At 60.6% G+C, this 15,314-nt stretch carries 13 protein-coding genes; 10 read left to right on the top strand and 3 right to left on the bottom strand.

Features of this window, described 5'->3' with window-relative positions; all coding sequences use genetic code 11:
* The first annotated feature begins 125 nt into the window (after positions 1–125).
* Positions 126–1,481 (top strand): MFS transporter, encoded by a 1,356-nt coding sequence (locus tag BK670_RS11240; RefSeq protein ID WP_123449815.1) that lies wholly within the window; start codon positions 126–128, stop codon positions 1,479–1,481.
* A 15-nt stretch (positions 1,482–1,496) separates the two neighbouring features.
* Entirely contained in the window at positions 1,497–1,952 is a 456-nt protein-coding gene (locus BK670_RS11235; protein ID WP_123449814.1) for a type II 3-dehydroquinate dehydratase, read from the top strand.
* A gap of 156 nt (positions 1,953–2,108) precedes the next feature.
* Here the strand turns inward: BK670_RS11235 and BK670_RS11230 are convergent, their stop codons facing one another.
* Entirely contained in the window at positions 2,109–3,275 is a 1,167-nt protein-coding gene (locus tag BK670_RS11230; protein ID WP_123449813.1) for an MFS transporter, read from the bottom strand.
* Positions 3,276–3,369: 94 nt separating this feature from the next.
* Between BK670_RS11230 and BK670_RS11225 the strand changes: the two genes are divergently transcribed.
* Together BK670_RS11225 and BK670_RS11215 are read left to right on the top strand one after the other, a co-directional pair.
* Positions 3,370–4,275, top strand: coding sequence for a LysR family transcriptional regulator (locus tag BK670_RS11225; protein WP_123449812.1), 906 nt, complete (start codon positions 3,370–3,372; stop codon positions 4,273–4,275).
* A 361-nt stretch (positions 4,276–4,636) separates the two neighbouring features.
* A complete protein-coding gene (locus tag BK670_RS11215; RefSeq protein WP_123449811.1) occupies positions 4,637–5,662 on the top strand; it encodes a hypothetical protein in 1,026 nt (341 codons plus the stop codon).
* Positions 5,663–5,906: 244 nt separating this feature from the next.
* Here the strand turns inward: BK670_RS11215 and BK670_RS11210 are convergent, their stop codons facing one another.
* Positions 5,907–7,115 carry an MFS transporter gene (locus BK670_RS11210; RefSeq protein WP_123449810.1) on the bottom strand — a complete coding sequence of 403 codons (1,209 nt, stop codon included), beginning with the start codon at positions 7,113–7,115 and terminating at the stop codon, positions 5,907–5,909.
* Positions 7,116–7,344: 229 nt separating this feature from the next.
* On the opposite strand from BK670_RS11210, the gene BK670_RS11205 reads away from it, so the two are divergent.
* From BK670_RS11205 to BK670_RS11185, 5 genes are all read left to right on the top strand, one after another.
* Positions 7,345–8,277, top strand: coding sequence for an AraC family transcriptional regulator (locus tag BK670_RS11205; protein WP_123449809.1), 933 nt, complete (start codon positions 7,345–7,347; stop codon positions 8,275–8,277).
* Between the two features lie 78 nt (positions 8,278–8,355).
* Positions 8,356–8,811: a (2Fe-2S)-binding protein gene (locus tag BK670_RS11200; protein WP_123449808.1), complete on the top strand. Its 456-nt coding sequence runs from the start codon at positions 8,356–8,358 to the stop codon at positions 8,809–8,811.
* Positions 8,811–11,063, top strand: coding sequence for a xanthine dehydrogenase family protein molybdopterin-binding subunit (locus tag BK670_RS11195; RefSeq protein ID WP_123449807.1), 2,253 nt, complete (start codon positions 8,811–8,813; stop codon positions 11,061–11,063). Before BK670_RS11200 ends, BK670_RS11195 begins: the two co-directional genes overlap by 1 nt.
* Before the next feature lie 17 nt (positions 11,064–11,080).
* The gene (locus BK670_RS11190) at positions 11,081–12,433 is read left to right on the top strand and encodes a c-type cytochrome (RefSeq protein ID WP_123449806.1); all 1,353 of its coding nucleotides are present in this window, start codon (positions 11,081–11,083) and stop codon (positions 12,431–12,433) included.
* 12 nt (positions 12,434–12,445) lie between these two features.
* On the top strand, positions 12,446–13,450 hold the full coding sequence (locus tag BK670_RS11185; protein WP_123449805.1) for an XdhC family protein: 1,005 nt from the start codon (positions 12,446–12,448) through the stop codon (positions 13,448–13,450).
* A gap of 9 nt (positions 13,451–13,459) precedes the next feature.
* On the opposite strand, the gene BK670_RS11180 is transcribed toward BK670_RS11185, so the two are convergent.
* Positions 13,460–14,047 (bottom strand): TetR family transcriptional regulator, encoded by a 588-nt coding sequence (locus BK670_RS11180; protein WP_185036768.1) that lies wholly within the window; start codon positions 14,045–14,047, stop codon positions 13,460–13,462.
* Between the two features lie 149 nt (positions 14,048–14,196).
* Between BK670_RS11180 and BK670_RS11175 the strand changes: the two genes are divergently transcribed.
* Complete coding sequence (locus BK670_RS11175; protein WP_123449803.1) at positions 14,197–15,297, top strand: alkene reductase; 1,101 nt, start codon at positions 14,197–14,199, stop codon at positions 15,295–15,297.
* Positions 15,298–15,314 lie beyond the last annotated feature (17 nt).

Raw genomic sequence — 15,314 nt, 5'->3', positions numbered from 1 at the left:
GATAATTATTCTGCAAGCGGGATGCGCTAACGTCTAGCCACCTCGACGATTCCTGCCAATTGCGTTGTTACCGCGCAGAACCGTCCCGGCATCCCGACGCTATAAAAATAATGACGAGCACCCTTATGAGCACAATCAGTCACGAGACTCATGATTCGCGCATGCCTCGCAAAGCGGTGACCGCTGCGACCATCGGCACGGCCCTGGAGTGGTTCGACTTCACGCTGTATGGCGCGATGTCCGCGACCATTTTGCCCAAATTGTTTTTCCCGGCCATGGAGCCGACCGCGGGCCTGCTTGCTTCCCTGGCAACCTTTGGTGTCGGCCTGGCCGCTCGGCCATTGGGTGCCATTACCTGTGGCTACCTGGGTGACAAACTTGGCCGCCGCAACCTGATGCTGGCCACCGTGACCATGATGGGCCTGGCTTCGGTGCTGATGGGCTTGTTGCCCACCTACGCTCAGGTGGGTATCTGGGCGCCGATCCTGCTGGTGCTGCTGCGGATCATTCAAGGCTTTGCGCTGGGCGGCGAGTCCACTGGCGCGCAACTGATGGCGCTGGAACACGCCTCCCCCGATCGCCGAGGACGGTATTCCGGCATGCTCGGCTTGTGCTCACCGCTCAGCCAGATATTGGCCAACGGTGTGTTGATGGGCCTGGCCGCGACACTTTCAGGCGAGCAATTTGAAAGCTTTGGCTGGCGAATTCCGTTCCTGATGAGCTTCGTGCTGGTCGTGGTGGCCATCTTCATCCGCCTGAAAGTCGATGAGACCCCGGCTTTCGTGGCCTTGAAAAAGACCCCGGTCAAACAGGAAAAAAGCCCGCTCAAATCCGCGGTCGGTAGCCACTACAAAACCATCCTGCGCCTGATGCTGTTTTTCTGCTCGCCCGCTGCGCTGTTCTATCTGATCGTGATTTTCTCCCTCAGCTACCTGACCAAGCACTTGGGCTTCAGTCAGTCGACGGGCTTCATGTCGCTGATGGTGGCTAACGTCTGCGCGATTTTCGGTGCGTTGGCTGGCGGTTATCTTTCCGATCGCTGGGGCCGAAAAAAGGCATTGGCGCTGGGTTCATGCATGACGTTGCTGATCCTGTTCGTGTACTTCCCGATCCTCAACACGCTGAACGTTCCAGCCATCATGGCAATCATGGGTCTATTCCTGGGCTTCACCCAGTTTCAGAGCGGGATCCAGCCTGTGGCCTTCGCCGAGGCGTTCCCGACCCAGGTCCGCTATTCGGGTTCGGCACTGGCCTACACCGGCGCCAACCTGGTCATCGGTGGGCCGATGCCGATGATCGCCGTGTGGCTGATGAGCCAGTCGAACAACTCGCCGTGGCCGCTGGTGACCTTGTGCGCGGTGATCAACCTGATCTCCCTGGCCATGATTGTCATCGGCCCGGAAACCCGCGGCATCGACCTGAACGCCGTCGCCAACGACGATGCTCTCGACACTCGCGCTACCGCCCTTCTTTCCAAATAACGCAGCAGGACAACCATGAATCGCACTGTCTTCATCCTCAACGGCCCAAACCTCAACCTGCTGGGTCGCCGTGAGCCGCACATTTACGGCCACACCACGCTCGAGCAGATCCGGCAACGCAGTGAAAAACTGGCCGCGGAACTTGACCTGATATGCGACTTTCGCCAAACCAACCACGAAGGTGTGATGGTCGACTGGATTCAAGAGGCTTTCGAGCAAGGCGCGGCCGTCATCATCAACCCGGCCGGCCTGTCGTTCCACTCCATTCCGGTACTGGATGCGCTGAAGCTGCTCGCCGCACCGCTGATTGAGCTGCATCTGTCGAACATCCATGCACGGGACGAGCTGCACCGCCACTCAATAATGTCTGGCGTGGCCAATGCGGTGATTTGCGGCATGGGCGCCGACGGATATCCCCTTGCCATCCGGGCCGTCGATGACTTGCTGCGGCGTCAGGCAGCCGATCACTGACACCGCTTCGCCCTCTCCTGCCACCCAAATCAAATCGCTCGACCACAATATGACGGATGCGTTTGAGATTGGGCGGCAGGCGCCTGCGGTCGTATCTGCGGGTCAGCCACGGCAGGAACCTGCCACTCGCCACCACTTATCGAGAGTAACGAATCGTCACACCACCGCGGCTTCAGTCATTCTGGAGCGCCACGCAAACGCCAACACCATCAGCAGCCCCAGGCCCGCCATTGCCGCGCCGGCCAGGGAGATCGCCGGATAACCGAGCCCGCTGCTGATCACCGCACCGCCCAGCGCCGCGCCAATCGCGTTGCCGAAGTTGAAGGCGCCGATATTCACTGCCGAAGCCAGATTGGGCGCGTCCTTCGCCGCTTCCATGACGCGCATCTGTAGCGGCGGCACCAAGGCAAAACTGGCGATACCCCAGATCAGGATGGCCACGGCGGCCGGCAGCGGCCAACGCATCAGTACGGTGAACGCCAACAAGACCAGAATCAGCACGCTCAGCGAGACGATCAGGGTGCGATCTATCGAGCGGTCAGCGGCCTTGCCGCCCCACATGTTGCCCAGCGTCAACCCGACACCGTAGAGCATCAGCATGGCAGTGATGAAGGCGGTGGACGCATGGGTTTCGCTGCTGAGGATTGGCGCGATGTAAGTGAACACGGTAAACATGGCGCTTGAGCCGACGACAGTCAGAGCCAGCGCGGCCAGCACCGGGCCGCGGCCCAACACTCGAATTTCCGCCATGACACCGACGCTTTGCGGCGCCCGCACGTTGGGCAAGGCGAACCACAACGCGGCCATGGTCACCACGCCCAGGCCGGTAATCCCCCAGAACGCGGTGCGCCAACCGAACAGTTCGCCAAACCAGGCAGCCAGCGGCACACCGCCGATGGTCGCCAGGGTCAGGCCCATGAACATCGCCGCAACCGCCCCGGCACGTTTCTCCGGGGCGACCAGGGTGGCGGCGACGATCGAGCCAACGCCAAAAAAGGCACCGTGGTTCAGTGAGGTCACCACCCTGGCGACCATGAGGCTGTAGTAATCGGTGGCCAAGGCTGACATCAGATTACCCAGGGTGAAAATCGCCATGAGCCCGATCAGCAGAGAGCGCCGGGGAATCTTGCCGGTGGTCAGGGTCATCAGTGGTGCGCCGAGCAATACGCCCAGCGCATAAGCGCTGACCAACAAACCGGCAGCGGGAATGGAAACGCCCAGATCCGCGGCGATACCCGGCAACATGCCCATGGGGGCAAATTCTGTAACGCCGATGCCGAAGGCACCGATGGCGAGTGCAACAAGTGGTGGATTGATACGCATGGAAAGCTCCTTATCTATGCCGCCAATGCTACGATCCCGTCTTTTCAGGCGGTAGATAGCATTTTTGGCAATCACCTTTGCGTAGGAGGCACAAGTGGATTTCAACGGCAGGTCAGGTGAAATGAGCGTGTTCACCACCGTGGCGCAGGAAGGCAGCCTGTCGGCCGCCGCGCGTGCACTGGGCCTGACGCCCTCGGCGGTCAGTCGGATCATCGCGCGCACCGAGCAACGGCTGGGCACCCGCCTGCTGTTGCGCACCACCCGAGCGATCACCTTCACGGCCGAGGGCGAAGCGTTCCTGCGCGGCGCCCGGCGTATCCTCGCCGACATGGACGAGGTCGAAGAAGCCATCGCCGATCAAGGCGTGCCCAGAGGGCGATTACGGGTCAGTGCCGCCCTTGGCCATGGGCGCCTGGCCATCGTTCCGTTGGTCGCAGCCTTCAGCGCCCGTTACCCGAACATCGTCGTCGACCTCACCCTTGGCGACGAAGTGGTCGACATTCTCGGCGGGCAGGCCGACGTCGCGGTGCGCTTTGGCCATCTGCCCGACAGCCCGCTGACCGCACGCAGGATCGGCGACACCGGCCAGGTTGTGGTGGCATCGCCCGAGTATCTGCAACGCCACGGCATCCCCCAGGAACCGGAAGACCTGCTACAACACAACTGCCTGCGCTTCAATTTCAAGCGTGCCGAACCCAACTGGCCATTTATCCGCGATGGCAAAGCGTTTTCCCTGAAGGTCAGCGGCAACATCGAATGCAGCAGCGGTGAAGCGCTGGCACAACTCGCGCGAGTGGGCGCCGGGATTGCCCGTATCGGTATGTTCAGCGTGAGCGAGGATCTGCAGCGCGGCGACCTGATTGCGCTGCTGGAAGACTGGAATCCCGGGGATCAGGAACCGATTCATGCGGTGTTCGTCGGCGGCGCGGCGATGCCGGCGCGGGTGCGATTGTTCGTCGACTTTTTGCTGGAGAATCATCGGATGTCAGCGCAGGTATAAGCTGATGTTTGCGCAGTCGCATTGCGGATAATTCGGCGCGTGCGAATGACATCCCAAACAACAAGGTGCGGAGCAAGGAAGTCACCCATTGAGTACATTTCAAAAGTAGCTTTGCCTGGACTTGTTACTTTGGATCTACCTCGATTGCTGGAATACCACACGCTACCACTGATTATCTTGCAACGAGGAAGCCTGCCTACGAAACGGCGCTCGCACTCGCGGCGGTCATCTCAATGTTGTGTCCGGCACCGTGTGTTGAGTCCATGACTTGAACGGAGAACATTAAAGTTCCTGCCTCTTTTTCCGATAATGCAGTAGCTGGATCTCATCACAAACACATTTTTGCAGGATCATAGTGTTAATGAAAAATCAAAACCTGACGAGCACTACTGCTCCTGAGGATTCGCAGTCAATTAGTAGAGAAAAAAACTTTCGCGATCTTGTGAAGCGCATTGCATTAGCTGGCGTCGCGCTTTGTTTTTTTCTTTTTATTATTCCGGCTCATTGGCGATTTGTATCTTTCTCAACAACTGTATTTCTCTTGGCAGTCGGGGGCGGAATTCGGGTGATGCAAATTCTCTACCCAGGAAAATATGAACTCACCGAACGTTGGGGGGTTATAGTAAATTGGTACGAAAGCCTTGAGCGCCGTCATCAACTTTACCTTAACGTCACCCTGTGTCTGCCCCTTCTGGGTTATTTTTACTTGCTGGACGCAAACAATATATTTGCAACGACCGCTATATTGTTTTTTATTTATTGCCTAGGCGTTGCTGCGTACGATGTTTATCGCATCTACGCAATTCTTTATGAAACCTCGGTTGGCAAGGCACTTATTGCCATCGCATTTGCTATTGGCTCTAATCTCGCGTTCAGCATCTCGGGAAATATAATAGGCGGGATGACTCATGTTCCGCCTATAACCTTTCCCCATACACTGTCTTTTCTAGCAATCTTTGCGATTCCATTTCTTTTCATTGCTGCGGGAGCAATTTTCATCCCTGTCTCCGTCGTAATGGCTCCAATTCTCATCTATGGATCGAGTTTTGCGAAAAAAGCACCACGACTTACAAAGTGGTTTTTTGGGGTTGAGCTTGATAGCAAAAAAAATAGCTACGTTATTGCCACGGTGATTTTTCAGATAATTTTTTACATGGCTATTGGAGCGTTCGCACCAGCAACATTCCTCCTTCTGCTTAATCGATACAACCAACAAATAGAAGTAGCAATTGGAAAATCGATATACGAATTCGACATGTATCCCGGCACAGAATGCAGGACAGGGTTGAGTTATCGTCAAGCATCGCTAGGCGACGAGAACTATATTCTGGCAAGTAAACGATCAACGGGAATAACATTCGAACCGCCCAAGAAGTGTGCTCTCTGACCAGCCCCTTGCTAGCGTGGGGTTCCAGAAGAAATGCGAAGTCTGAGGGGATGCTTTGGGTCGATAGCGGCATTCTCTGAACGACTGCCTGTTGGCCGACAGCCGACGTTCGACACTCACCCAATTTCAGATAGGCATCAAACGCCCCTCCATCGCCGCAAGAGGCTCGATCGCTGAATAAATAGCCGGGGAAGAAGGGTTGTCATTAAGTCCCACACTGCCTCATGAGGTACGGCTGATTCCCTCAAGCTGTCGCATTCGCCTCGACAAGATGAACCTCCGTGGCATTGCGCCCCGCCAACCAGGCAAGCACAGAAGCGGCGACCAACACTGCGGCACTAAGCTCGAACGTAGCTTTGTAACCGCTCAGATCAAAGGCCAGACCACCAATGATTGCACCGCCGGCAATCGCCAGTTGGACAATGGCCACGAGCAAGCCGCCTCCGGCTTCCGCATCATCCGGAAGCGTTTGCGCCAGCCATGTCCACCAGCCGACCGGCGCGGCCGTCGCAACCAGTCCCCAGAGGCCGAGCAACACAGCGGTCAGCACCGGTGATTTGCCGAAGCTGACCAACGCCAGCGCGATGGCGGCCATGATCAGCGGGATGATGGTCAACGTGCGATAGAGGCCGCGCCCCATAAACCGTTCGATCAAAAAGGTGCCGATAAAACCGGCCAGTCCCAGGCCCAGCAGCATCAAGGACAACGTTGAGACGCTGACGCCGGTCACGCCCTCAAGAAAGGGGCGCAGGTAGGTGAACAGCATGAACTGGCCCATGAAAAAGACGCTGACGGCAACCATGCCCAAGGCCACTGGCAATTGCTTCATCAGCCGCAACACGTTGCCGCTACCGGCCTGGCGCTCGCCCTTGAAAGAAGGAAGGCTTATCAGCAGCCACACGGCAGCCAGCACCGCCACCGGAACCACACAGAAGAATGCCCCGCGCCAGCCGATCAGCGAGCCGAGAAAGCTCCCCGCCGGAGCGGCGATGACCGTCGCCAGCGCATTACCGCCATTGACGATGGCCAGCGCTCGCGAAACCTGTTCTGGCTGCACCAGACGCATGGCGGTCGCCGCCGAGAGTGACCAGAAACCGCCGATCGCTATCCCGATCAACGCACGTCCGAACATGAATGACGGGTAACCCGGCGCGACCGCGACGATCGTACCGGAGACGATCATCAGCAAGGTCAGGCCCAGCAGCAGCGTTTTGCGTTCGATGCGCGCAGCGACCGAGGCAATCAGCAGGCTGGTGATCAATGCAAAGGCACCGGACACGGAGATCCCCTGCCCGGCCTGGCCTTCGGTGATGTGCAGGTCTGCGGCAATCGGCGTCAGCAGGCTGACCGGCATGAATTCTGAAGCGACCAGGGCGAATGCGGCCAGCGACATGGCCAGCACAGCGCTCCAGCCGCCTGTTCTTTTAGAAGGATCTGTAGAAGGAAACGTCATGAGAACTACCTGTGGTGCGAAAAACGTGTGGATGTGATGCGCAGGGGCAAGCAGTTAATCGACTTTGCGGGTACTGCCCCTGTAACAGATAGACACATTCTCCCGGTCAATCCGGCGCTTCCCTAGTGCATTCCTCTTGAATGCTTGCCTGATCCTCTGGGGATGCAGGGTGATGGATAGGAAACGTCTCGCGCGCGGATTAGAGTTCGGTCAACAGGAGTGACCCGACATGATCCCTACCCCTCTGCCCCAGGCATCGCCTTTGGCGTTGAACATTGACCCGCGCGTGAGCGCGCCGGGGGACTTCGCCACGGCCATACCCGGTTTGTCGCTGTTTCGTCGCGACCAGCCGGCGCCACCCGTGGTGTGCATGATCGAACCGAGCCTGATTCTCGTGGGTCGCGGCGAGAAGCGCTTGTGGGTCGGTGGTGAGGGCTACAGCTATGACCCTTCACGGTTTTTGGTCACCTCACTGGACCTGCCCGCCAACTCCGAAGTGATGCTCGCCAGCCCGGAACAGCCCTGTGTCGGTTTGGTGCTGAAACTGGATGTCGGCATGCTCGCCGAGGTCATCACCAAGAGCGGCTTGCCGGCCAAGCGCCAGCCAGCAACGGGCACGGGGGCCGCGATTGGCAGCCTGTCGTCTGCGCTGGAAGGCGCACTCGATCGCCTGCTGGCATTGCTCGATGAACCCGAAGCGATTCCGGTACTCGCGCCGCTGATTCTGCGCGAAATCCACTATCGGCTGCTGCACACCGACCAAGGCGCCCGGCTGCGGCAGATCACGGCCGTCGATGGTCAGGGTTACCGCATCGCCAAGGCCATTGACTGGCTCAAGGTCAACTACACCGATGCCCTGCGCATCGACGATCTGGCCGCGCGGGTGCAGATGAGCGCGCCGACCTTTCACCATCATTTCCGTCAGCTCACCGGCATGAGCCCGCTGCAGTACCAGAAATGGCTGCGGCTCAACGAGGCACGACGACTGATGCTAGTCGAGCGCCTCGACGTTTCGCGGGCGGCGTTTGCGGTCGGCTATGAAAGCCCTTCGCAGTTCAGCCGCGAATACGCCCGGCTGTTCGGCACTGCGCCGAGTCGTGACATCGCCCTCCTGCGCGGGCAGCCATACGAGGCAGAAGCGCTCGGCACAGTCGCGAATTGAACGAAAACCGGTGATGCGCCTCGCCGCGCGTCACCGCTGATAACAATGCACGTCAACCGATGATCAAGCGGGTGAACCATGGAACTACGAATCAACCAGAAGACCTATCAGGTCGATGCCGACGCCGATACGCCCTTGCTGTGGGTGATCCGCGATGACTTGGGCATGACCGGGACCAAGTACGGCTGCGGACTGGCGCAATGTGGCGCCTGCTCGGTGCTGGTGGACGGCAATATCGTGCGCTCGTGTGTCACGCCGGTGGCGGGTGTGGTCGGCCGCGAGGTCACCACCATTGAGGCCATCGAAAGCGATGACGTGGGCAAACGGGTGGTCTCGACCTGGGTCGATTTGCAGGTCGCGCAGTGCGGCTACTGCCAGTCCGGGCAGGTGATGGCGGCCACTGCGCTGCTCAAACAAAACCCTAAACCGAGTGATGCGCAAATCGAGGCAGCGATGGTCAATCTGTGCCGCTGCGGGACTTACAACGCCATTCATGCCGCCGTGCATGAGCTGGCCGGCAAGGGAGACGCGTGATGAACGTTCGAATCGACCCTTCGCAGCACGCTTCAGTACTGGATCTGCACGAACCGATCAATGTTTCGCGCAGGCGTTTTCTGACCGGTACCGCCGTCGGCGCACTGGTCCTCGGCTTCGGTCTGCCGCTGGGGGCGACACGCGTGCAAGCTGCCGTTGCAGCGGCGACCGCCGAGCGCGGCACGCAGGTGCCGGCGTTTCTCGAGATCCGCCCGGACAACCGCGTGCGTCTGCTCTGCCCGTTCATGGAGGGCGGACAAGGTACGTTCACGGCAATGGCGCAGATCGTCGGCGAAGAACTGGATGCCGATCCGGCGACCTTCCTGGTCGAAGCCGCGCCGCCCGGTGAAGCCTATGTGGTGTTGGAAAACGGCATGCGCATCACCGGCGGCAGCATGTCGGTGCGTATGAGTTACCCGGTGATGCGCCGCCTCGGCGCCCTTGCCCGCGCCATGCTGTTGCAGGCGGGCGCGCAGCAACTTGGCGTGCCGGTGAGCGAGTTGAGCACCGAGCCTGGCAAAGTCGTGCATGCCAAGTCGGGCCGCTCGCTGGCCTACGGTGAACTGGCCGAGCGTGCGATGGATCTGCCGGTTCCCGATCCGGCCTCCGTGAAGCTGCGTGATCCGAGCCAGTTCCGCTGGATCGGCAAACCGGTGAAACGCCTCGATGCCTACGACAAGTCCACGGGCAAGGCGCTGTACAGCATTGATCTGAAAGTCGACGACATGCTCCATGCGGCCGTTCAACATGCCCCACGCCTGGGAATGACCGTGGGCAATCTGCGCAACGAAGACCAGGTCAAGGCAATGAAAGGCGTGCATTCCGTGCATCGTCTGCCCGGGGCCGTGGCGGTGGTTGCCGAGCGCTGGTGGCACGCCAAACGTGCGGTCGAGGCGATTCAGGTCGACTGGCAAGAACCCACGGCCGACAGCCAAGTGCGGCCGATGCCCGCCGATTTTTCCAGCGATGCCTGGTTCAAGCGCCTCGCTGAAGATAAAGGCCCGGCCAAAGATGATGAACATGAAGGCGACGTGGCTGCGCTTCTCAAGGACAGCAAGACCCGGATCGACGCCACTTACCACAATCAATACCTGAACCACGGCCAACTGGAGCCGCCTTCAGCCCTGGCCCGATTCAACCCGGACGGTTCGCTGGAAGTCTGGCTGCCGAATCAGGCGCCGGATATGTTTCGTGCCGACATCGCCAAACGCACGGGCCTCGATCCGTCGCGCATCACCTTGCATTCACCGCTGCTGGGCGGGTTCTTCGGCCGGCATTTCCTCTACGATTCGGCCAGTCCCTATCCGCAGGCGATCGCGCTGGCGAAAGCGGTTGGCCGTCCGGTCAAACTGATCTGGAGTCGCGAAGAAGAGTTCCTGCGCGACGTGCTGCGCCCGGTTGCCGCGGTGAATTTCCGCGCCGCGCTGGACAGCGACGGCTGGCCGCTGGCAATTGAAGCGATCAGTGCCACCGAAGGCCCGACCGAGGCCCTCGCCGGCAAGCAGGGTGAGAAGCTTGACCCGACGGCGCTTGAAGGCTTGTCAGGCAAGTCCTATGCGATCCCCAACAAACGCATTGCGCAGATCTACGTCAAAGGCCCGGCGATGCTCGGTTACTGGCGTTCGGTGGGCAATTCGCTCAACGACTTCTTCTATGAATCGTTCCTCGATGAGCTGGCCGACAAGGGCGGCAAGGACCCGTTCGACCTGCGCCTGCATTTGCTGCGTGACAACAAACGGCTGACCACCTTGCTGCAAGCGGTAGGTGAACTGTCGGGTGGCTGGAAGCGCGGCCCGTTTACTGCCGAGGATGGCAGCCGACGTGCGCGCGGTGTGGCCATGGCTTCGCCGTTCGGTACAGAGACGGCGGTGATCGCCGAGGTCTCCATCGAGAACGGTCAGGTCAAGGTGCACGACATCTGGCAAGCGATTGACCCGGGTAGCATCGTCAACCCGGCGATTGTCGAAGCGCAGGTCAACGGCGCCGTGGCGCTGGGACTGTCGCAAACCCTGGTCGAAGAAGCCGTGTGGGTGGATGGCAAACCTCGGGCGCGCAACTACGACTTGTATCCGATCCTGCCGCCTGCGCGGATGGCACGGGTGCATGTGCGTGTGGTCGAGAGCGGGGAAAAAATGGGCGGCATCGGTGAACCGCCATTGCCTGCGGTCGCGCCCGCCGTCGCTAACGCGGTGGCGACGCTAACCGGTCAGCGGGTGCGCAGCCTGCCCATGAGCCGACACACCTTCACTTGATCAGCGCCGGAGCGTCCATGAATAACAGCCGATTCGCAAGAACCGCTGGCTGGCTGGCAGTGCCGTGCCTGGTCGCGGCAGGCCTGCTGGCCTGGTATGTCACCCGCGAGCCTGTCTCGCGCCTTGAAACCCATCAGATCGCCGTGGCCGACATCAACCCGGCGCTGGTCACCCGTGGCGAATACGTCGCCCGGCTCAGCGATTGCGTGGCCTGTCACAGCGTGCCGGGTGGCGCGCCGTTCGCCGGCGGCCTGGAAATGGCCACACCGCTGGGCACGATCCACACGACCAATATCACCCCGGACACGGAAACCGGCATCGGCCACTACAGCCTCGCGGACTTCGACCGAGCGGTGCGCCACGGCGTGGCACCCGACAGTCGCCGTCTGTATCCGGCGATGCCCTACCCGTCCTACGCCAAGCTCAGTGATGACGATGTGCGGGCGCTGTATGCGTTCTTCATGAAAGGCGTGGCGCCGGTCAAACAGGCGAATATTCCGGGTTCGATTCCGTTTCCGCTGAACCTGCGCTGGCCGATTGCGCTGTGGAACGGCGTGTTTGTCGACGCCGAGCCTTATGCGGCCAAACCTTCGCAGGATGAACAGTGGAACCGTGGCGCTTACCTCGTTCAAGGCGCCGGGCACTGCGGCAGTTGCCACACGCCGCGCGGGCTGGCGTTCAACGAGAAGGCACTGGATGAGGCCGGCAAGCCGTACCTCGCCGGCGCCTTGCTCGATGGCTGGTACGCACCGAGCCTGCGTGATGATCACAACACCGGGCTGGGCCGCTGGAGCGAACCGGAGATCGTGCAGTTCCTCAAGACCGGTCGCAATCAACACGCGGTGGTCTACGGCTCAATGACCGAGGCGTTCAACAACTCCACGCAGTTCATGAACGATGAGGATCTGGCCGCGATTGCCCACTACCTGAAGTCGCTTCCCGGGGATCGCGAACGGGATGGCGCGCCGTGGCAGTATCAAGCGGTTTCGGCAGCGGAACGTCTGGACTCGCCCGGTGCTCATACCTACGTCACGCGCTGTGCTTCCTGCCATGGTCTGGACGGCAAGGGTCAAGCGCAATGGATGCCGCCGCTGGCCGGCGCAACTTCTGCACTGGCCAAGGAAAGCGCCTCGGCGATCAACATCACCCTGAATGGTTCGCAGCGTGTGGTGGCGGCCGGCGTGCCGGATGCCTATCGCATGCCAGCGTTCCGTGAGCAGTTGTCGGATCAGCAGATCGCCGAAGTGCTGACCTTCATGCGCAGCACCTGGGGCAATCAAGGCTCTGCGGTGGAGGCGCAGACGGTGGGCAAGTTGCGTGAACACACCGATCCGGCCAGCAGCAGCCCGATCATTCTGCAGATGCGCTAAGAGGAGTTCCTGATGGAAAGCATCGACTTGCTGGTCCTGCGCACGGCGCGGGACTGGCTTGCCGCTGGCGAGCGTGTGTTGCTCGCCACGGTGGCGCGCACTTGGGGTTCATCACCACGGCCGACGGGTTCGATGATGGCTTTGCGTGACGACGGTCGCGTGGTGGGCAGCGTGTCCGGCGGCTGCATTGAGGACGATCTGATCCATCGCTATACCACGGCCCATGGCGGCAGCGCTTTTCGTGACAGCGCGCCGGAAGTGGTGCGCTATGGCGTCAGCGCCGATGAGGCGCATCGCTTCGGTTTGCCGTGCGGTGGCACGCTTGAACTGATCCTTGAGTTCAACCCGGCGTGGCAGTCACTCGATGAACTGCTGACCCAGCTGGACGCCGGGCATCTGGTTCGCCGTCGCCTAACGTTGGAGTCTGGTCGGGTCATGCTCGAAGCGACCGCGACGCCGGAACAGTTCAGCGTCGATGGCGCGCAGATGCTCAACACCCTGGGGCCGGGCTATCGAATGCTGATGATCGGTGCCGGCGCGCTGGCCGAGTATCTGGCGACCATGGCCTTGTTCAACGGCTTCAAGGTGGCGGTGTGCGATCCGCGTCCCGAGTACATCGAGACCTGGGCGATCGATGGCGTTGAGCGCATTGTCGGCATGCCGGATGACGTAGTCCGCGACTTCGCAGTCGATCTGCGCACCTGCATTGTCGCCTTGAGTCATGACCCCAAACTCGACGATCTGGCCCTGCTCGAAGCGCTGCACAGCCCGGCGTTCTACATCGGCGCCATCGGCTCGCGGCGCAACAGCCAGCTGCGCCGCGAACGCCTGATCGAGCATTTTGGTGAAACCGAGGCGTCGCTTGAGCGCCTGCACGGGCCGATCGGCCTCTACATCGGCAGCAAGACGCCTGCGGAAATCGCCGTCAGCGTGATGGCCGAGATTCTTGCCGCCAAGAATGGCGCCCAGCTGCCGCAAGCGTTTTCCATCGCGAAGGTAAAAGCGCTCGCCGAATGAGCTGCGCTGCTACTCTGCGTCGGCGTTATCGACCGGCAACGAAGCGAGCATTTGCGCGCGGCACACTTCAAGGATTTCGTCTGCCAGCGCGGAATCATCCGGGCAGGCACGCGACAGGATAATCGCGCCAACGGCCCGCGCCAGCAGGTCGATCATCTTCTTACGCCCCTCACCTGCCTCGGCATCCGGCGCCGTCGGGTATTTCTCGCCCAAGGTTTGCAGGGTTTGCTCAATGCCCTCGGCAAACGTGGCTCTCACCTCATCCGACTGGCGCGCCGCGTCGCCGCCCAACGCGGCCATGGTGCAACCGTCACCACGTCCGTCGCGATGTGCTCTGTTCACGTAGACGTTGATGAAGCCCGGAACATCCAGCGCCTGGGCGCCGGTCAGCGATTTGGCCAGACTGCAGGCCGAGGCTTCGGCCATCAGGTCGGCCTTCGAGCCGAAGTGTTTGTAGAAACCGCCATGGGTAAAACCCGCGGCCGCCATGAGATCCGCCACGCCGACGCCGTCAAAGCCGCGTTCGCGGAACAGCTCTGAGGCGGTTTCAACGATGTGCTCTCGATTGGCCTGCGCCTGGGCCTTGGTCACTCTCACGTGCAATACCTCGTGTTTCCCGGGAAATCCTGCGTCCGATGATACATAGATGTTGGCCATAATCAAAACCGTTGACAGTTTAGATTTCGGTCATCATCCTAATTGCTCGCACCATCAATCTTCATCAACGGGCACGGAACAAATATCAGATGACCGAGCAAACCCTGTTCTCCCCTTACACCCTGGGCAATATCACGCTGTCGAACCGCGTCGTTCTCGCGCCGCTGACACGTAACCGCGCCGGTCAAGGCTTCGTCCCCAGCGAATTCGCGGCGACCTATTACAGCCAGCGCGCCAGCGCCGGTCTGCTGATCAGCGAAGCCACGCAGATCTCCCGACAGGGCCAGGGTTATCAGGACACCCCAGGGATCTACACGCCGGCACAGATCGACGGCTGGCGCGTCGTGACTGACGCTGTACATGCCAAGGGCGGAAAAATCTTTCTGCAACTGTGGCATGTCGGCCGCGTCTCGCACGTCGACCTGCAGGAAAACGCCGCTGCCCCTGTCGCCCCTTCTGCGCTACGCGCCGCCACCAAAGTGTTCGTCAACAACCGTTTCGAAGACGTCTCCGAACCGCGCGCACTGGACATCAGCGAGCTGCCGGGGATCGTCAACGATTTCCGCCAGGCGGCGGCCAACGCGATCGCTGCCGGCTTCGATGGTGTGGAAATTCACGGTGCCAACGGCTACTTGCTCGATCAATTCCTCAAGGACAGCGCCAATCTGCGCACCGATACTTACGGCGGTTCGATTGAAAATCGTGCGCGTCTATTGCTTGAGGTAACAACGGCGGTGATCGATGAAATCGGCGCAGATCGCACCGGTGTGCGCCTGTCGCCAGTGTCGCCGGCCAATGGCGTTTCCAGCAGCGATCCGCAGGCGCAATTCGATTACCTCGTCGAACAACTCGACGCCCTCGGCGTGGTTTATCTGCATGTCGTCGAAGGCGCGACCGGCGGCCCGCGTGACGTGGCGCCCTTCGATTTCGCCGGCCTGCGCCAGCGCTTCAAAAACACCTACATCGCCAACAACGGCTATGACCGCGATCTGGCGACGTCGAAGCTCGCTGAAGATCAGGCCGACCTGATCGCCTTCGGTCGCCCGTTCATTGGCAATCCGGATCTGGTGGAGCGCCTGCAACGTGGCGCGCCGTTGTCCGCGTTCAATCCCGCCACCCTCTATGGCGGCGGCGCGGCAGGCTACATCGACTACCCGACACTGGCTGAATCGAGCATCAGCGCAAGCTGAGCGCGTTCTGTTTCTCA

Source organism: Pseudomonas fluorescens (assembly GCF_003732425.1).
Taxonomy (GTDB): domain Bacteria; phylum Pseudomonadota; class Gammaproteobacteria; order Pseudomonadales; family Pseudomonadaceae; genus Aquipseudomonas; species Aquipseudomonas fluorescens_BE.
This window is presented reverse-complemented; position numbering and strand designations above follow the sequence as displayed.